Origin of the sequence: Allonocardiopsis opalescens, assembly GCF_003002095.1 — a bacterium.
GTDB lineage: Bacteria > Actinomycetota > Actinomycetes > Streptosporangiales > Streptosporangiaceae > Allonocardiopsis > Allonocardiopsis opalescens.
In genome coordinates, this window is the sequence record NZ_PVZC01000004.1 from 257,025 (window position 1) to 275,035 (window position 18,011).

17 protein-coding genes are annotated in these 18,011 nt (G+C 75.6%); 11 read left to right on the forward strand and 6 right to left on the reverse strand.

Features of this window, described 5'->3' with window-relative positions:
- The first annotated feature begins 175 nt into the window (after positions 1-175).
- The 4 genes from CLV72_RS14635 (at position 176) to CLV72_RS14650 (ending at position 4,656) form a co-directional block, all read left to right on the forward strand.
- Positions 176-1,036, forward strand: a complete 861-nt coding sequence (locus CLV72_RS14635) for an aldo/keto reductase (RefSeq protein ID WP_106246006.1) — start codon at positions 176-178, stop codon at positions 1,034-1,036.
- Between the two features lies 1 nt (position 1,037).
- On the forward strand, positions 1,038-1,691 hold the full coding sequence (locus CLV72_RS32225) for a protein NO VEIN domain-containing protein (protein ID WP_245930259.1): 654 nt from the start codon (positions 1,038-1,040) through the stop codon (positions 1,689-1,691).
- Positions 1,692-2,111: 420 nt separating this feature from the next.
- The gene (locus CLV72_RS14645) at positions 2,112-2,495 is read left to right on the forward strand and encodes a winged helix-turn-helix transcriptional regulator (protein ID WP_106246011.1); all 384 of its coding nucleotides are present in this window, start codon (positions 2,112-2,114) and stop codon (positions 2,493-2,495) included.
- Positions 2,496-3,156: 661 nt separating this feature from the next.
- Positions 3,157-4,656 (forward strand): LLM class flavin-dependent oxidoreductase, encoded by a 1,500-nt coding sequence (locus CLV72_RS14650; RefSeq protein ID WP_106246014.1) that lies wholly within the window; start codon positions 3,157-3,159, stop codon positions 4,654-4,656.
- Between the two features lie 558 nt (positions 4,657-5,214).
- Here the strand turns inward: CLV72_RS14650 and CLV72_RS14655 are convergent.
- Positions 5,215-5,694: a MarR family winged helix-turn-helix transcriptional regulator gene (locus CLV72_RS14655; protein ID WP_106246017.1), complete on the reverse strand. Its 480-nt coding sequence runs from the start codon at positions 5,692-5,694 to the stop codon at positions 5,215-5,217.
- Positions 5,695-5,826: 132 nt separating this feature from the next.
- On the opposite strand from CLV72_RS14655, the gene CLV72_RS14660 reads away from it, so the two are divergent.
- Entirely contained in the window at positions 5,827-6,810 is a 984-nt protein-coding gene (locus CLV72_RS14660) for a ring-cleaving dioxygenase (RefSeq protein ID WP_106246019.1), read from the forward strand.
- The gene (locus tag CLV72_RS14665) at positions 6,807-7,442 is read left to right on the forward strand and encodes an alpha/beta hydrolase (RefSeq protein WP_106246022.1); all 636 of its coding nucleotides are present in this window, start codon (positions 6,807-6,809) and stop codon (positions 7,440-7,442) included. The genes CLV72_RS14660 and CLV72_RS14665 overlap by 4 nt, the downstream gene beginning before the upstream one ends.
- A gap of 4 nt (positions 7,443-7,446) precedes the next feature.
- Here CLV72_RS14665 and CLV72_RS14670 read toward each other — a convergent pair whose 3' ends face one another.
- Positions 7,447-8,577: a serine hydrolase domain-containing protein gene (locus CLV72_RS14670; RefSeq protein ID WP_170140982.1), complete on the reverse strand. Its 1,131-nt coding sequence runs from the start codon at positions 8,575-8,577 to the stop codon at positions 7,447-7,449.
- 203 nt (positions 8,578-8,780) lie between these two features.
- On the opposite strand from CLV72_RS14670, the gene manA reads away from it, so the two are divergent.
- Complete coding sequence (gene manA / locus CLV72_RS14675) at positions 8,781-10,001, forward strand: mannose-6-phosphate isomerase, class I (RefSeq protein WP_106246027.1); 1,221 nt, start codon at positions 8,781-8,783, stop codon at positions 9,999-10,001.
- A gap of 598 nt (positions 10,002-10,599) precedes the next feature.
- On the opposite strand, the gene thpR is transcribed toward manA, so the two are convergent.
- Both thpR and CLV72_RS14685 read right to left on the reverse strand, forming a co-directional pair.
- Entirely contained in the window at positions 10,600-11,160 is a 561-nt protein-coding gene (thpR, locus tag CLV72_RS14680) for an RNA 2',3'-cyclic phosphodiesterase (protein ID WP_106246029.1), read from the reverse strand.
- Positions 11,161-11,162: 2 nt separating this feature from the next.
- A complete protein-coding gene (locus tag CLV72_RS14685; protein WP_106246032.1) occupies positions 11,163-11,957 on the reverse strand; it encodes a class I SAM-dependent methyltransferase in 795 nt (264 codons plus the stop codon).
- A gap of 341 nt (positions 11,958-12,298) precedes the next feature.
- On the opposite strand from CLV72_RS14685, the gene CLV72_RS14690 reads away from it, so the two are divergent.
- The 4 genes from CLV72_RS14690 to CLV72_RS14705 are packed head-to-tail and all read left to right on the forward strand — an operon-like array spanning position 12,299 to position 15,942.
- Entirely contained in the window at positions 12,299-13,315 is a 1,017-nt protein-coding gene (locus CLV72_RS14690; RefSeq protein ID WP_106246035.1) for an iron-siderophore ABC transporter substrate-binding protein, read from the forward strand.
- Positions 13,312-14,370, forward strand: a complete 1,059-nt coding sequence (locus CLV72_RS14695; protein ID WP_425428071.1) for a FecCD family ABC transporter permease — start codon at positions 13,312-13,314, stop codon at positions 14,368-14,370. Before CLV72_RS14690 ends, CLV72_RS14695 begins: the two co-directional genes overlap by 4 nt.
- Positions 14,367-15,419 carry a FecCD family ABC transporter permease gene (locus CLV72_RS14700; protein WP_106246038.1) on the forward strand — a complete coding sequence of 351 codons (1,053 nt, stop codon included), beginning with the start codon at positions 14,367-14,369 and terminating at the stop codon, positions 15,417-15,419. The genes CLV72_RS14695 and CLV72_RS14700 overlap by 4 nt, the downstream gene beginning before the upstream one ends.
- Before the next feature lie 37 nt (positions 15,420-15,456).
- On the forward strand, positions 15,457-15,942 hold the full coding sequence (locus CLV72_RS14705) for an RDD family protein (RefSeq protein ID WP_170140983.1): 486 nt from the start codon (positions 15,457-15,459) through the stop codon (positions 15,940-15,942).
- Positions 15,943-15,952: 10 nt separating this feature from the next.
- Here CLV72_RS14705 and CLV72_RS14710 read toward each other — a convergent pair whose 3' ends face one another.
- Both CLV72_RS14710 and CLV72_RS14715 read right to left on the reverse strand, forming a co-directional pair.
- Positions 15,953-16,597 carry a response regulator gene (locus tag CLV72_RS14710; RefSeq protein ID WP_106246042.1) on the reverse strand — a complete coding sequence of 215 codons (645 nt, stop codon included), beginning with the start codon at positions 16,595-16,597 and terminating at the stop codon, positions 15,953-15,955.
- Complete coding sequence (locus tag CLV72_RS14715; RefSeq protein ID WP_146159455.1) at positions 16,594-17,802, reverse strand: sensor histidine kinase; 1,209 nt, start codon at positions 17,800-17,802, stop codon at positions 16,594-16,596. The genes CLV72_RS14710 and CLV72_RS14715 overlap by 4 nt, the downstream gene beginning before the upstream one ends.
- Between the last annotated feature and the right edge of the window lie 209 nt (positions 17,803-18,011).

Below are 18,011 nucleotides of genomic sequence, written 5' to 3' on the forward strand. Positions count from 1 at the left end.
AGCGCCCCTCTTTCTTTTGCCCTGAACCCTTTGAGCGGCCGATCTGGAGCCAATCTGGAGTGAACTGGAAGCAGCCGCGTTTTGTGTTGATCGGAGACCTCTCAAAGGGGGCGCCCGCCGCGCCATCAGGCGGATACGGCAGGCTGGCAGAACCGGTCGGTGAACGGAGGCGAGTGTGGACGTGGTGCGGGCTGAGGGGTCGGGGACCTTCTCGCTGGGTGGGGAGCTGTCCGTGGTGCGGCTCGGGTACGGGACGATGCAGCTCACCGGGCCGGGGGTCTGGGGGGAGCCGGACGATCCCGATGAGGCGGTGCGGGTACTGCGGCGGGCGGTGGAGCTGGGGGTGACCTTCTTCGACACGGCCGACTCCTATGGGCCGTACGTGGCGGAGCGGCTGCTCAAGCGGGCGCTGCATCCGTACGCCGACGAGGTCGTGATCGCGACGAAGGCCGGGTTCACCCGGCCGGGGCCGGGCGACTGGCGGGTGAACGGGCGTCCCGACCACCTGCGGCGGCAGGTGGAGCTGAGCCTGGGCAACCTCGGGCTGGACCGCATCGACCTGCTGCAGCTGCACCGGATCGATCACCGGGTGCCGCTGGCCGACCAGCTGGGGGCGCTGGCGGAGCTGCGCGAGCAGGGCAAGATCCGGCACGTCGGGCTGTCGGAGGTCTCCGTCGACCAGCTGCGGGCCGCCGAGCGGGTCGTGCCGATCGTCTCGGTGCAGAACCTCTACAACGTCGCCGAGCGCGGTGCCGAGGACGTCCTGGCCTACTGCGAGCGCCACGGCATCGCGTTCATCCCGTGGTTCCCGCTGGCAACCGGGGCGCTGGCCCAGCCGGGCGGACCGCTCGCGGCCGCCGCGCGGCGCCGAGGCGCCACTCCCGCCCAGCTCGCGCTGGCCTGGCTGCTGCGGCGCTCGCCCGTCATGCTGCCGATCCCGGGCACCTCGCGGGTGGCGCATCTGGAGCAGAACGTCGCCGCGGCCGGAGTCGACCTCAGCGACGCGGAGTTCGACGCCATCGCCGCGGCGGCCTGATATCGACCTCAGTGTCAACCGGTCGAAGCTCGGGAGCGGGTACGAGGCCGGGAACGTCGTGGCCATCGAGTACCGGCGTGACGCCGTTCCCGACGAGCAGGCTCTCGCCGCGGACGTCCGGTTCATGGCCGAACTGCTCGACGTCCTGTACCGGGCCGGTGACGAGTCCTACGTGCCGGGTGACGCGGTCCTCGAAGTGGTCGAGGCGCTGGACGCCGCCGAGTCGACCGCCGGTCGAGCCGGGGGACGGGCGGGCGGTCAGGGCTTCCGGCTCACGGCCGGGGAGAGGCGGGCCGTGGAGGCGCATGCCATGGCCACCGTGACGGCGGCATGTGCGGCGCAAGGGTGGCTCGTCGAGGACGTCAGTCGGAGCAGGTCCTTCGATCTTCTGCTGACGCGTGGTGCCGAGCGGCTGCACGTCGAGGTCAAGGGCACGGTCTCCGAAGGCCGTCAGGTCGTGCTGACGCGGGCGGAGGTGGAGGCGCAGCGCCGGTTCGCTCCTGACAACGCTCTCGCCGTCGTGCACTCCATCGCACTGGACCGCGCCGCCGATCCTCCGCGGGCGAAAGGCGGGCGCCTGCGCTGGATCTCGCCGTGGGAGATCGAGGACGAGTCGCTGACCGTCGTGTCGTACATCCATCGGACACCGCGGTGACGCGCTCGTCGCCCGGCGGCGCGTCCGGGCCTGGCCGCATCGTCCGGTTCGGCCCTTCGGCGGCGCGGACGGCCGCGCGGTGGTGACGTCGGCAGCGTCGCGCTGGTAGCGGCGCCGCTTCTCCGCCTCCGTCGCGTGCGGACGTCCACGGTGCCGCGTTCGGCACCCGTGTGCCGGCGTACTCGCCCTCACCCTGTTCCGGCGGCGTCGTGCGTCGGCACGGACCCGAGTGCGTGCGCGGTACCAGCGGTTTCTTCGAATCGTTCCGGCCGCCCCCGCGCGGGGCCGCCGGAACGGCGGCGATCCGCCCGGAGCGCGGCCGTGTGCGGTGGATCCCATCGCGCTGCGGACCGGTACGGGAGTGCTCCACTGTCTACTACACTTTCCGTAGTAGATGAGGATTTCGTAGCGAGGTGGGCGATGGGCGAGCCGTCCGAGGGGCACCCGGGGCACGACGCCGCCGTCTGCGCGTACTTCCATGCGGCCGTCGAGTTGATCGGGCGGCGGTGGAACGGGGCGGTACTGCAGTCGCTGTCGGCCGGGCCGCTGCGCTACCGGGAGTTGAAGCGGCGCATTCCGGAGGTCGGCGACACGATGCTGTCGCAGCGGCTGCGCGAGTTGGAGGCCGAAGGGCTGCTGGTGCGCGAGGTCGACGCCGGGCCGCCCGTCCGCGTCAGCTACGCCCTCACGCCCAAGGGCGCCGCGCTCGCCCCGGTCCTGGCGGCCATCACCGCCTGGGGCCATGAATGGCTCCGCACCGGCGCCGCGGCCGACAACGGCTCCGCCGCGGACGGCGGGTCATGAGGGCGCCGTTGTCGGCCGGGCGGCCGCTCAACGCTCGTCGCGCCCGGCCGCCGCACCGGTCGGTGCGGCCGCATGTCGGTGCTGAGAACGGTGTAGCCGACGGCACGGGAGGCGGGCGACGCGTGGTCCAGGGGCCCGTCCGGAGTCCGCACGGCGTGGAATCGGGTCCGCACGCGGCTGTCGGCGGCCGCTCGGAGCGGGAGTCGCGTCGTGATGGTTCACGCCCTCGCCTGCGCGTTCCCGGGACGATCGCACCGCCTACCGCAGCTGCTTGCCGCCGGCCCCACCCGTGGGTCCGTGCCCGCCGTGCCATCGGAGCCGCGCACGGACTCAGGTCGTCGGCGGGCCGGGCGTTTCCGCGCGGCTCCGGACCTCCGGTCGGTCGCGCGTGTTCACGCGCTCGCGTGCCCTCGGCGAGCCGTACGCGCGCACACACTCCGGTGCCCTCGGCCGATCGTGCCGGCCGGTGCCGTTCCGCGTCGTCGGATCGTCGCCTGAGCCGGCGCCCTTCCGCACCGTCCAAGGTTCCCGCAGGCCGCAGCCCCTCCGTGCCGGTCGGTGCGTCTCCCCGCCGCCGGTGCGCGCACCCGGCCGCCCGCCCTGAGCGGGCGGCGGCCGACCCCCGTCCACGTCCTTCCGCCACTACCGACCGGAGCCGAGCATGACCGACCACGGACACCCCCTGCTGTTCGGCGCGTTCGTCGCGCCCGACGCCCGGCAGCCCAAGCGCACCGTCGAACTGGCGCGCTTCGCCGACGCCGCCGGGCTGGACATCCTGGGCGTCCAGGACCATCCGTACCAGCCGAACTTCCTCGACACCTGGACGCTGCTGTCGACACTGGCCGGGCAGACCGAGCGCATCGTGCTCTTCCCCGACGTCGTGAACCTGCCGCTGCGCCCGCCGGCCGTGCTGGCGCGGGCCGCCGCCTCGCTCGACGTGCTCAGCGGCGGCCGGGTGGAACTCGGGCTGGGCGCCGGCGCCTTCCCCGACGGGGTGGCCGCCATGGGCGGTCCGGCGCGCGGGCCGGGGGAGTCGATCGAGGCGCTGGAGGAGGCCATCGGCGTCATCCGGTCGCTGTGGACGCCCGGTGAGCCGGTGCGGATGCACGGCCGGCACTACACGCTCGACGGCGCGCGGCCCGGGCCGGTGCCCGCGCACCCCGTCGGCATCTGGGTCGGCTCCTACAAGCGGCGCATGCTGCGGCTGACCGGCCGTCTCGCCGACGGCTGGATCCCCAGCTCGATGTACGCCGCGCCCGAGGTGCTGCCCGGGATGGCGGCGATCATCGACGCCGCCGCCGAGGAGGCCGGACGCGATCCGGCCGACATCCGCCGCTGGTACAACGTGGCGGGCGGCTTCACCGGCCGCTCCGGCGGCTTCCTGCAGGGACCGCCCGCGCTGTGGGTTGAGCAGCTCGCGGAGCTGGCCCTGGAGCAGGGCGTGAGCGGCTTCATCCTCGGCCCGGGCGCGGCGGCAGAGTCCGACCTGCGCCGCTTCGCCGAGGAGGTGGCGCCGGCCGTGCGCGCGGCCGTCGCGGCCGAGCGAGGCACCCCCGTCGAGCCGGCGGACGTCCAGGCGGACCTGGCCCCGGCCGAGCGAACCGCCGGCCACCCGCCCGTCCTGGACCCGGCCACCCGTCCGCGCGCCCCGCGCCGCGCGGACGCGCCGGCGAGCGCCGCGGGCCGGGCGAACGCCCAGCACCTGGTGCAGATCCACGACCATCTGCGGTCCGAGCTGGAGCAGATCCGCGGCGTCGTCGAGCAGCTGGCCGCCGGGCACGCCGATCCGGCGTCGGCGCGCTCGCTGATCAACCGGATGACGATGCGGCAGAACTACTGGTCCGTGGGCGCGTTCTGCGCCTCGTACTGCCGGATGCTCACCCTGCACCACACCATCGAGGACGAGCAGATGTTCACCGGGCTGCGCGTCCGCGACGCCGAGCTCGGCCCGGTGCTGGACCGGCTCAGCGAGGAGCACGAGGTCATCGCCGACATCCTGGTCCGCTTGGACGCCGCCCTGGTCGGCATGGTCGCCGACCCCGACAGCCTCGACACCGTCCGCCGCGAGACCGAGACCCTGGCCGAGCAGCTGCTCTCCCACCTGGACTACGAGGAGGAGGAACTGCTGGAGCCGATCGCCCGCCTCGGCCTGCGCATCTGAGGGCCCGTCCCGGCGGCGCCGGGACCGCGCCGCTCCGGCTCGGTCGCCCGGCCGGCGGGCCTTCGGGGGCGGGGTGGCGGAACGGCGCGCGCACGCGGACCCCGTGACGCTGCCGGAACGACGTGGGCGACGGGCCCGCGACACCTGGCCGCACCGTCGAGGGTCCGGCTTCGGCCGGTGCGGGGGATCGTGGTGCGGGAACGCGCGGACGCCTGCGCCCGCTGACGGGCGCGGGGGCGTGGTGCCGGAATCCGGCCGACCGCGACCCCGGACGGTGCATCGCCGCAGACGCGTCCTCGCCTCCTGGCGCGACGGCGCCCGCGACGGCCGGGCCGTCAGGACCTGGCGGGTCCGGTCGGTCCGGGCGACCGAGGCGGGGGAGCCTGGACCGCGCCCCGTGTCGACGTCAGCCCCATGGTGGGGGAGGGCGGAATTCGGTGAAGGGGAGGGCGAGTCCACGTTAATGATCTACGTCGTAAAGGTGGCTGCTGTAGACGCTTCGCGAACAGCAGCAGACCGGACCCGCGACCATGCCGGAACGAAGGCCCGACGACCAGCTCAGCGCCCCGTGTCAGGGTCACCGTCGCCATTGGCCGCGCGGAGGGTGCGCATGGCGGCGGCGAGGGCGGCGGCCTCGGCGGTGCCGAGCGGCTCCAGGACGGTGCGGCGCACGATGTCGGCGGTGGCCGCGCGGACCTCGTCGGCGACCTGCCGGCCGTGCTCGGTCAGCGCGGCGTAGACGACCCTGCGGTCCGTCTCGCACGGTTCGCGCCTGATCAGGCCCGCCTTGACCATCCGGTCGGCGACCTTGGTGAAGCCGCCACTGGTGAGCGCGGCCTCACGGGCCAGCCGGCTCATCGGCATCCGCTGCTCGGGGGAGCGCACCAGCCGCAGCAGGATGTCGAAGGGAGCCGGTGCCAGGTCGAAGCGCTCGGCGATCTCGCCGAGCAGCCGCTCCTGGGTGGCCAGGTAGCCCTCGATGACCAGCCCCCACCAGGTGACGACCTCGTCGTCGTCGAGCGCGTCCCGTGCCGCCATCGCTCCGCCCCCGTTCCCGTGTCCGGGCTCATACTCTAGCGTCCAGAATACTTCCTGGAATATATCTTGCGTGGAAGATATTAACGAGGTAGCTTCGCAGCGAGCGGAGCATCCACGACCGGAAGGACCGCGATGTCCATCACGACCAGCGGACTGCACCACGTCACCGCCATCGGCGGCGACCCGCAGCGCAACGTCGACTTCTACCTGCGCGCCCTCGGGCTGCGCCTGGTGAAGCAGACGGTGAACTTCGACGACCCCGGCACCTACCACCTCTACTACGGCGACGAGGCCGGCCGCCCCGGCAGCCTGATGACCTTCTTCCCCTGGCCCGGCACCCCGACCGGCCGCCTCGGCAACGGCCAGGCGACCACCACCTCGTTCTCGGTGCCTGAGAGCTCCATCGGCTGGTGGCAGCGCCACCTCGAAGGGCTCGGCGTGAGCGTCGATCCCGTCGAGAGCCGCGACGAGGAGGACGTGCTCACCTTCCGCGACCCCGACGGCCTGGTGCTCGCCCTGGTCGGCCACCACGGCGGCGGTGACGACCGCGCCCCCTGGGACAACGGCCTCGTCCCGGTCGAGCACGCGATCCGCGGCCTGCACTCGGTGACGCTCTCGGTCGCCCAGGAGGACGCCACCGCCGACATGCTCGTCAACGGCCTCGGCCTGCGCCCGCAGAGCCGCGACGGCAACCGCTTGCGCTACGCCGCCGGCGAGGGCGGACCCGGCGCGCTCGTGGACGTCCTGGTCACCCCCGACGCCCCGCGCGGACTCGTCGCGGCCGGCACCGTGCACCACGTGGCCTGGCGCGCGCCCGACCAGGCGACGCAGGCGGCCTGGCGGGACGAACTGCTCGACCAGGGCGTGCGGGTGACCTCCATCCTCGACCGGCAGTACTTCCGGTCGATCTACTTCCGCGAGCCCGCCGGCACCCTGCTGGAGGTGGCCACCGACGAGCCGGGCTTCGCCATCGACGAGCCGCTGCTCGAACTGGGGCGCGCGCTCAAGCTTCCGCCGTGGCTGGAGCCGCAGCGCGACGACATCCAGGCGCTGCTGCCCGCGCTCGACCTGCCGGACGAGAACGACCCTGCCGTCGCCGACCGGCTGCGGACATGAGCGGCCCCGTCGCGGCGCTGCCGCTCTCCCACCGCTTCCACGACGGCGCCCCCGACGCGCCGGTGCTGCTGCTCCTGCACGGCACCGGCGGCGGTCCCGGCGACCTCCTCGGCCTGGGCCGCGAGCTGAGCCCCCGCTCGGCACTGCTCGCCCCGGCCGGCCCGGTATCGGAGTTCGGCGCCGCCCGCTGGTTCCGGCGGCTGGCCGAGGGCGTGTTCGACTTCGAGGACGTGGTGAAGCAGTCCCGCAGGCTGGCCGGCTTCATCCGCGCCGCCCGCTACCGCTACGCCTTGGACGACCGGCGGCTGGTGGCGGTCGGCTTCTCCAACGGGGCCAACATCGCCGCCGCCACCCTGCTGCTCCACCCGGAGGCGCTCCGCGAGGCCGTGCTCTTCTCGGCCATGTCGCCGCTGCCCGACCCGCCGGACACCGACCTCGCCGGCACCCGCGCACTCCTCGCCAACGGCCGCCGGGACCCCATGGCCCCACTCGACTCCAGCGAAGGCCTCGTCCGCGAACTCACCGCCCGGGGCGCCGCCGTCACCACCGCCTGGCACCCCGGCGGCCACACCATCACCCCGTCCGGCCGCACCGCGGCCCGCGCGTGGATCGCGGAGGGGGCGGGGGGCTGAGCGCTCAGCACCCCGCCCGGACCCCGGACAGGATGGCGCTCCAGAGCGGGGCGAGATCGGGGAAGTCGAGGCCGGGGGCGTGGACGCGGTTGGTGAGCAGGGCGACGACGCGGTCGTGCTCGGGGAGGACGGCGAAGCGGATGCCGGTGAAGCCGCTGTGGCCGAAGGCGTGCTGCTCGGGCCAGTGGGCGAAGCCGAGGGCCTGGTCGGGGGAGCGGGCCGGGGTGAGGAAGTGTTGGGTGGTGCGCGGCGTCCACGGGCCGGTGCCGCGCAGGGAGGCGAGCAGGGCGCGGCCGAAGGCGACCAGGTCGTCGGCGGTGCCGAACAGCCCGGCGTGGCCGGCGACGCCGTCGAAGGCGTGCCAGGCGTTGCCGTCGTGCACCTCGCCGACCAGGGTGTGCTCGCGCCAGCCCGCGAACGAGTCCGTGTCGGCCTGCACGGGGTGGGGCTCGCCGCGCCGGATCGAGCGGCGTTCGTAGGCGTCGCCGTGCGCGGTCGCGACCAGCGGCAGCGCGGCGTCGGCGGGCGTGCCGCGCGGCCGGAAGTGGGCGCCCGCCATCCCGGCCGGCTCGAAGGCGAGCCGGCGGGCGGCGGCGGGCAGGTCGAGGCCGGACGCACGCGCCACGATCCCGCCGAGCAGCATGAAGCCCAGGTCGGAGTAGTGGCGACCCTGCCCCACCGGATGGCGCGGCGGCAGCTCGGCCACGGCCTCCAGCGGATCGCGGCCGCAGACGCCGTCGAGCAGGTAGACCGGCCACCACTCCGGCAACCCGGACCGGTGCTCGAGCAGGTCGCGCAGGCGCACGGCGGGCGGCAGCGCGGGCAGCCAGTCGGCGGCCGGGGCGTCCAGGTCGAGCGCGCCGCCGTCCACCAGGCTCATCACGGCGCCGGTCGTCGCGGCCGCCTTGGTGACCGACGCGAGGTCGAAGACGGCGTCGGGCACCATGGGCGGCGGGTCGGGCACCGGGCGCGGCACCCCGTCCTCAAGCAGGAACGCCCAGCGGTGGCCCCGGACGACCGTGGCGAGGTCCGCCGCGCTGGAGGCCACCCGCAGCACCGCCCCCGACGGGCCCGCCGGCAGCTCCAGCTCGCACAGTTCGGCCGGCTCACGTTCGGCGTCCCGTTCTGCTCGCACAGCCCGCCAGCCTAACCGCGCCGCGGTCGGCGCCGTGCGAGGGCGGCGGTCGATCGCGCGTCCGGCGACCGAAACGCGTCCAGGGCGCGCCCGCCGGAACGGCGGGCGCCGGATCCAGGGCGGACGGGGATCGTTAGGCTGGCCGTGGCGGGGAGCTCCCGGCAGCGGGGGCACGAGGGCGGCAGAGCGGGACGGACGGGAACATGAGACCGCTGCGGAACCAGGTCCGGCGCTACGCATGGGGGTCGCCGACCGCCATTCCCGCGCTGCTCGGCGCCGAGTCCGACGGCGGGCCGCAGGCCGAGCTGTGGCTGGGGGCGCATCCGGGGGCGCCGAGCGAGGTGGTCGGCGACGACGTGCCGGGCGGCGTCCAGCCGCTGGACGCCTATATCGCGGCCGACCCCGCGGGCACGCTGGGCGCGGCCACGGCCGAGCGCTTCGGCGCGCGGCTGCCGTTCCTGCTGAAGCTGCTCGCCGCCGAGCAGCCGCTGTCGCTGCAGGCGCACCCCGACGAGGCCCGCGCCCGCGCCGGCTACGCCGCCGAGGAGGACGCCGGCGTGCCGCGCGACGCTGCGCACCGCAACTACCGCGACCCCCACCACAAGCCGGAGATGGTGGTGGCGCTGGAGCCCTTCGAGGCGCTGTGCGGCTTCCGCGACCCCGCGCGGGTGCGCGAAGCGCTCGCCGGACTCGACGCGCCGCTGGCGGCGGCGCTGCGCGAGGACCTGGCCGCCGAGCGGCCCGACGCCGCGCTCCGCGCGGCCTTCACCCGGCTGCTGACCCTGCCGGAGGAGGGCCGCGCCGGACTGGTGGCGCAGGTCGTCGACGGCTGCCGGGCCCGGCTGGGCGCCGGCTCCGGAGACGCCCACGACCGGTGCGTGTCGGAGCTGGCCGAGCGCTACCCGGGCGACCCGGGCGCCGTGGCGGCATTCCTGCTGAACCTGGTCACCCTCGCCCCGGGGGAGGCGCTGTTCCTGCCGGCCGGCAATGTCCACGCCTACCTGCGGGGCACCGGCGTGGAGATCATGGCGGGCTCCGACAACGTGCTGCGGGCCGGGCTGACCGGCAAGCACGTCGACCCCGCCGAACTCCTCGACGTCGTCGACTTCGCGGTGCTGCCGGTGCCGTACGTGGAGCCGCGGAAGCTCCCCGGCGGGCTGGAGTACCGCCCGGGCGCTGCGGAGTTCGCGCTGCGGATCGTCGACCTGGACGCCGCCGTGCCCGAGACCCTGCCCGAGGGCGGCCCCGCCGTGGTGCTGGTCCTGGACGGAGCCGCCCTGCTGCGTTCGTCCTCGGGCGGCGAACTGCTGCTCGAACGGGGCTCCTCGGCCTTCCTGGACGCCGCCGACGGCCCGGTCACGGCGACCGGCTCCGGCCGGATGGTGGCCGCCTCGGTGCCGCAGGACGCCGACCCGGCGGCCTGATCCGGCCCGGGGGCCGCGGCCGCCGGCGCGAGCGGCGTGCCTTTCCCGGCCCTCGGCGGCTTCGGACCGACGACGTCCCGCCGGAGTCACTCGGCGCCGCAGTCCTGGCCGGTGCCGCCGCGCCGGGCCCCGTCTCGCGGCCTCGCACCTGAGATCCGCCCCGGCGGACGGGCCGGTGCGGCGAGGAGTGGATCCAGACCGCCGCCGCCGACTCTCAGCCGTCGGATGCGGCGGTCCGCTCAACTGCGGCACGGCATGGGAATGGTCGGCGGACATCGAGGGTGCCTCGTCCTCGACCTTCGACCGGTCGCCGGCCCCGGGCTCCGCCATGCGGGCCTTGGAAGGGTTGTCCTGCCGTTACTCTCGGCCCGAACGGACGCGGGCCCCGTGCCGCCGACCGACGCGGCCGTCCGGTGCGCCCGTGCCATGGGACGCGGACGCCGCTCGGCCGCGAGGCGGCCGCGCGGCGTGTCCGCTTGAGTGGGCCGTCGCGTCGGAACGCCGGCGCCACCGGCAGGCGGGGCGCGTCTCCGCGCGTCCCGGAACCGTGCGGAGCGCCGGCCCGTCACGCCGTCCGGACGGTGGCACCGCCGGCCGCTCAGCCCGCGGTGGCGAGTGGGAGGCGTTCGAGGGCCTGGTAGCGGGGGAGTCCCTGCGGGGACGGCTGCGGGTTGGTGCGCACCAGCAGGACCTCGGTGGCGCGCCACTCGGGTCCCCGGTAGCCGGACAGGGCGGCGAGTTGCCGGTCGAGCGGTGCCGGGTCGCGGTCGGTGGTGCGGGCGAGGGTGATGTGCGGCCGGTACGGGCGCAGGTCCCTGCGCGCGTCGGCCGGGATGGCCGCTTCGCGGACGGCGCCGGCCAGCGCGTGCGCGGCGGGGACTTCGCCGGCGAGTCCGGCCCAGAGCACGCGGCCGCCGAAGTGCCCGGCGCCCTCGATCGCCGCGGTGAACGGCGGGTGGCGGGACACGGCGCCCGCGATGCGGGCCGCCAGTTCGGGGACCTGCTCGTCCGCGACCTCGCCGAAGTAGGCGACGGTCAGGTGCCACCAGTCGGGGTCCGCCCAGCGCAGCCGCGCGGGCTCGCGCGGTACGGGGGCGAGCGCGGCGCGCAGGTGCTCGCGGGCGTCGCCGGAGGGCAGCACGGCGGTGAACAGGCGCACGGCTACCGGCGCACGCCGCGCAGGGTGATGGTGACCAGCGGCAGGTCGAAGGGCACGTCGTCGCCGCCGGAGTGCTCGCGCAGGAAGGAGTGGACCCGGTCGGTCACGGCGGCCGCTTCGGCCGGGTCGCGCAGGACGTGCCGCGAGTGGGTGCGGACGGTCTCGGTCAGGCTGTCGGCCGTCCGGGGGAAGAGGTGGTCGAACTCGGCCCGTTCCGGTCCGTCGAACAGCGGGTGGGGCGGCAGCAGGACGGCGTCGCCGCGGATGCTCAGCATCTGGTCGTGGCGGCTGAGCCGGCCGTACTCGGCGACCCAGGGGTGGCGGAGGTCGTCGGCGTAGTTGTTGAAGGTGGCCAGCACGCCGCCGGGGGCCAGCACGCGGGCGATCTCGGGCAGTGCGCGCTCGGTGTCGAACCAGTGCACGGCCTGCCCGACCACGACGGCGTCGACGCCGCCGTCGGGCAGCGGGATCGCCTCCGCGGTGCCGCGCAGCGCGCGCACGCCGGGCAGGCGGCGCACGAGTTCGGCGCGCATCTCGTCGTCGGGCTCGACGGCGGTGACGAAACCGGCGCGCGGGACGGCGGAGCCCGCGGTCCCGAGCAGGGTTTCGGTCAGCTTGCCGGTGCCCGCGGCGAGGTCGAGCACGCGCAGCGGCCCGCGGTCGCGCACCGGCTCCAGCGCCCAGGCCAGCGCGGCGCTCGGGTAGTCGGGGCGGTGCTCGGCGTAGAGGGCGGCGACGGTGCCGAAGGACCGCGCCCGCCGCGCACGGTCGCCATCGCCCGAATCGGTTCCGCTCACGCCGCCAGCCTAGTGATCGTTGGTCTCCGTGCCGTTCCCCGGGGGTGGTGGACGTGTGCCCGGCGACGGCGCCGCCCGAAGCGGCCGTTCGGAACCGGACCGCGGCGGCGCGGCCGGAAGCCCACCCTCTCGCCTACAGGACGCGTCCGGCTCCCCTCGCACCGGCCGCTCACCGCCGATCGCCGGATTCGGTCGACCGGAACGTGACGCGGCTCATCCGCCACCCCGCATTGCGCCGCGCCCGATGACCCTTCTAGCCTATTAGGTAAACCTCACCTAACCCATGGCGGCATGCCCGGGAACGGGTGGGGGATCCCCTGCTGAGATCGAGGTGCCTCCGCATGCGTTCACGACGTCGCTTCGCCGCGGTGATGGCCGGTACGGCCGCCGTCGCCCTCACCGCGTGCGGCGCCCCCGCCGAGTCCGGCGGCGCCGATGCCGCCGCCGGCGAGCCCATCGTCATCGAGCACGCGCTCGGCACCACGACCATCCCCGGGCCGCCCCAGCGGGTCGCCACCGTGAACTGGGCCAACCACGAGGTGCCGCTCGCGCTCGGTGTGGTGCCGGTGGGGATGGCGGCGGCCGACTTCGGCGATGACGACGGCGACGGCTTGCTGCCGTGGGTCGAGGAGCGGATCGAGGAACTCGGCGCCGAGGTGCCGGTGCTGTTCAGCGAGACCGACGGCATCGACTTCGAAGCGGTGGCCGACACCGACCCCGACGTGATCCTGGCCGCCTACTCCGGCCTCACCCAGGAGGACTACGACACCCTCAGCGAGATCGCGCCGGTCGTCGCCTACCCCGAGGCGCCCTGGGCGACGTCCTGGCGCGACGTCATCCGCCTCAACAGCCAGGCGCTCGGGCTGGCGGCCGAAGGCGAGGAGCTCGTCGCCGACCTCGACCGGCAGATCGCCGACGCCGTCGGCGAGCACCCCGAACTCGAAGGGGCGTCGACGATGTTCCTCACGCACGTCGACACGGCCGACCTGAGCACCGTCAACTTCTACACCGCCAACGACACCCGCGCCGCGTTCTTCGAGGACCTCGGCCTCAGCACACCGGAGTCGGTCGCCGAGGCGTCGGCCTCCGGCGAGTTCTCCGGCAGCGTCAGCGCCGAGCAGGTCGACCGCTTCGACGACGTCGACATCATCGTCACCTACGGCGACCAGGCCCTCGTCGACACGCTCGAAGCGGACCCGCTGCTCTCCCAGACGCCCGCCATCGCCAATGACGCCGTCGTCTTCCTCGACGGCTCCGGCCCGCTCGGCACCGCCGCGAACCCGACGCCGCTGGCCATCCCGTTCGTGCTCGACGAGTACGTGGCGCTGCTCGCCGAGGCCGCCGCACGGGCGCAGTGACGGCCGAGGTGACGGGCACCGCCGCCACCGCCCCGCCCCCGGGCGCCGCCGCCGTGCGGCGCCCGGCGCGGGTGCGGCTGCTGTGGCTGCTCGCCCTGGCGGCCGCGCTGGCCGCCTGCTGTGCGGCCTCGCTCGCCGTGGGTTCGCGCGACGTGCCGCTCGACCAGCTGGCCGCGGCGCTCGGCGGCTCGTCCGACAACCTCGACCAGGCGGCGGTGGCCACCCGCGTCCCGCGCACCGTGCTGGCGCTCGTCGTCGGCGCCGCGCTCGGGCTCGCGGGCGCGGTCATGCAGGGCGTGACGCGCAACCCGCTGGCCGATCCCGGGGTGCTCGGCGTCAACATGGGCGCCTCCCTCGCCGTGGTGACCGGCATCGCCTGGTTCGGGCTGTGGACGGCCGACGGTTTCATCTGGGCGGCGATCCTCGGCGCGGGGCTCACCTCGGTGTTCGTCTACGCGGTCGGCTCGCTCGGCCGGGGCGGGGCGACACCGCTGAAGCTGGCGCTGGCCGGGGTGGCGACCTCGGCCGCGTTCACCTCCTTCATCACCGCGGTCGTGCTGCCGAGGGGCGACATCGCCGACGGCGTGCGCTCGTGGCAGATCGGCGGCGTCGGCGGTGCGCGCTTCGACACCATCGAGCACGCGCTGCCCTTCCTCGCCGCCGGGGCGGTCGTGTGCCTGCTCGCCGCGCGGCCGCTGAACTCCCTCGCGCTCGGCGACGAACTCGCCGCCGGACTCGGCGAACGCGTCGCGCTCACCCGGGGGCTCGCCTGGCTCGGCTCCGTGCTGCTGTGCGGCGCGTCGACGGCGGTCGCCGGGCCGATCGGCTTCGTCGGACTCGTCGTGCCGCACCTGTGCCGGCTGCTCGTCGGCGTCGACCACCGCTGGCTGCTGCCGTACTCCGCGCTCGCGGGTGCCGCGCTGCTCACCGTCTCCGACGTGCTCGGCCGCATCATTGCACGGCCCGAGGAGCTGGACGTCGGCATCATCACCGCCCTCGTGGGCGCGCCCTTCTTCATCGCCATCGTCCGCCGCCGCAAGACGAGGGCGCTGTGACCGGCGCGCTCGCCACCCGGGAGGCCGCGGTCGCCGCCGTCGCTCGCGGACGCGCCCGCAGGGACCGCCGCCGGCGGACCGTCATGGTGCTGCTGGCGCTGCTCGTCGCCGCCGTCTTCGCCACCACGCTCATGGTGGGCAGGACCTTCTACCCGCCGGCCGACGTCGTGCGGGTGGTCCTGGGCGAGGACGTGCCCGGGGCGGGCTTCACCGTCGGCAGGCTGCGGCTGCCGCGCGCCGTGCTCGCGGTCATCGCCGGCGTCTGCTTCGGACTCGGCGGCGCCACCTTCCAGACGATGCTGCGCAACCCGCTGGCGAGCCCCGACATCATCGGCATCAGCTCCGGCGCGAGCGCCGCCGCCGCCTTCGCCATCGTCATCCTGGGGCTCGGCGGGCCGCCGGTGTCGGTCTTCGCCATCGCCGCCGGCCTGGGGATCGCGCTGCTGGTCTACCTGCTGTCCTACCGCGGCGGCGTCGCCGACACCCGGCTGGTCCTGATCGGCATCGGGGTCGGCGTGATGCTGGACAGCGTCACCGTCTACGTGCTCAGCAGGGCGCCGCAATGGGAGCTCCAGGAGGCGCTGCGCTGGCTGACCGGCAGCCTCAACGGCTCCACCTGGGCGGGCGTGCTGCCGGTGCTGCTCGCCCTGGCCGTGCTCGGGCCGGTGCTGCTCAGCCGCTCGCGCGCGCTGTCGGTGCTGCGGTTCGGCGACGACACCGCCGCGGCGCTGGGGGTGCGGGTGGAGCGCACCCGGGTGCTGCTCATCGTCGCCGCCGTCGGCCTCATCTCCTTCGCCACCGCCGCGACGGGGCCGATCGCGTTCCTCGCCTTCCTGTCCGGCCCGATCGCCACCCGCCTGACCGGACCGCACGGCTCGCCGCTGGTCCCCGCGGCGCTCGTCGGCGCGCTGCTGGTACTGGTCGCCGACCTCGTCGGCCAGTTCGCCTTCGGCACCCGCTACCCGGTCGGCGTCGTCACGGGTGTGCTGGGCGCGCCGTACCTGCTCTACCTCATCGTCCGCGCCAACCGCTCCGGCGGCTCGCTGTGACCGCGGCCGCGCGGCCCCGCTGGCAGACTGGGGGACCGTGACAGGAGCGGCCGACGAGACCGTCGCGGACCCGCCCAGGACCCGGGTGGTCGGCCGGCGGGTGGCCCAGGCGGCCCTCGACCACCTGCTGATCGGCTCCGCCGTGCTGGCCATGACCGTGCCGGCGCTGGTGGGAGTGCTCTACCTGGAGTCGCGCGGTGTGGAGCGGACGACCGCCGCCTACCTGGTGGGCGCGGTGCTCTTCGCGGCCGGGACGGCGGCCGACTGGTTCGTGCTGGCCTGGTGGCCGCACCGCCACGGCGGCCGCACCCCGGCGATGCGCCGGCTGGGGCTGCGCGTGCTCACCGAGACGGGCGAGGCGCCCCGGCTGCGCGCGCACACGCTGCGCTGGCTGCTGGGCGTGGTGGACTTCGCCTGCTACGGCCTGGTCGGGCTGGCGGTGATGCTCTGCACCCCGCAGCGGCAGCGGCTGGGCGACCTGGTGGCCCGCACCGTCGTGGTGCGCGCCCCCGTCCGCCGCTGAGCCCGGCGGCTCAGCGCACCAGGCCGGTGCGCCAGGCCCAGATCGCCACCTCGGTGCGGTTGCGCACCCCCAGCTTGCGCTGCACCGCCATCAGGTGGCTCTTGACGGTGGGCAGCGAGATCACCAGGTCCCCGGCGATCTCGGCGTTGGTGCGGCCCCGGGCCACCGCCCGCGCCACCTCGCTCTCGCGGCGGGTGAGCGGCGGACGCGGCTCGCGGTCCTCGCCCCGGTCGGCGAAGCGGGCCAGCAGCCGGGTGGTGACCGACGGGGAGATCAGCGCGTCGCCCAGCGCGGCGGCGCGCACCGCCTCCACCAGCAGGGCGGGGCCGGCGTCCTTGAGCAGGAAGCCGCAGGCCCCGGCGCGCAGCGCGGCGTGCACGTTCTCGTCCATGTCGTAGCTGGTCACGACCACCACGCGCGGCGGCTCGGGCAGGTCGGACCCGGCCAGCAGCCGGGTGGCGCGCAGCCCGTCGACCACGGGCATCCGGATGTCCATCAGCACCACGTCGGGCCGGTGCTCGCGGGCCAGCCGGACGGCCTCGGCGCCGTCGGCCGCCTCGGCCACCACCCGCAGGCCCGGCTCGGCGTCCAGGATCAGCCGGAAGCCCCGGCGCACCATCGCCTGGTCGTCGGCGACCAGCACGGTCGTCGTCATCGCGGCCCCTCCCCGCGCTGGGCCAGCGGGAGGACCGCGGTCACCCGCCAGCGGTCCCGCCGGTGCGGCCCGGCGAACAGCGCCCCGCCGGCCTCCCGCAGCCGTTCGGCCATCCCCACCAGGCCGTAGCCGGCGGAGTCGCCGGGGCCGGGGGCGCCGGCACCGTCGCGGACCCCGTCGTTGGTGACCTCGACGACCAGCCGGTGCAGCACGAAGCGGCGCGCCACCCGGACCCGCACCGCGGTGAAGCTGCGCCCGGGGGCGTGCCGCCGGGCGTTGGTGAGCGATTCGGTCAGCACCCGCCGCACCGCCCGGGCGGCCGCGGCCGGCAGCTCCAGCCCGGCCACGCCGTCCAGCCGGACCTCGGCGAGGCCGTCGTCCGCGGCGGCGCGGCGCACGATCTCGGCGACTTCGGTGGCGACGGAGTCCTCCTCCGGCGGGGAGCGCAGCGCGCCGACGAGCCGGCGCAGCTCGGCCAGCGCCTCGGCGCCGGCCCGCTCGATCTCCAGGTAGCCCTCGGGCTCCCGGCCCGCCCGGCGCTCCAGCGACCCGGCCGCCTGGGCCAGCACCACGATCCCGGTCACATGGTGGGCGACCACGTCGTGCAGCTCGCGGGCCAGGCGCACCCGCTCGGCGTCCCGCGCCGCCAGCAGCAGCCGCCGCCACCGCGCGTCCAGCGCGCGCAGCGCCGAACCCGCCGCCACCGACACGCCCCACGCCGCCCACAGCGCCGGGTCGGGGAGCGGGGACAGGACCGTGACGGGGGCGTGCGGCAGCGTGGCGGCGATCACGGCGGCGCCGGCCGGCGCGACCGCGGTGAGCGCCTGGCGCGGGGGCAGCCGGCGGCAGGCCGCCCCGGTGAGCAGCGCCAGCGCGGCCAGTTCGGTCAGCTCCGGCGGGCGCTGCGGCAGCGCGCCGCCGGCCGCGACGGCGGCGCTCAGGCCCGACACCAGCAGCGACACCAGCGCCGTGCCCCCGCACAGCGCCTCGATCCGGTCGGGGAAGCGGCGCCGCAGCACCGCGACCACGGCCGCCGCCGTGCCGATGGACGGCACCAGCGCAGCCAGCAGGGACGCCGAGCCCCCGCCGGGCGCTCCGGGGGCTGCGGCCGCCGACACGACGTCCAGGACCGCGCAGCCGAGGAGCACCGCCACCTCGGCCGCGAGCACGCCGGAGCGCCACCAGGCGCCCCCGGCTGCTGCCATCACCGGCCGAGCGGGCCGCGGCGAACCACCATGGCCATCATCATGCACCCGAATACCGGAGCCCGGAAATGGGGAATCCGCGCGGCGGCCGCGGCCGGTTCACACGAACGGGCAATTGCGGAGGTCCGTCGTTTCCGCAAATGCGGCCGGCCGGCCGCGCGGGCGCACCGGATCCGACTGTCGGCAAGCATACCGACCTCCGCATCCGG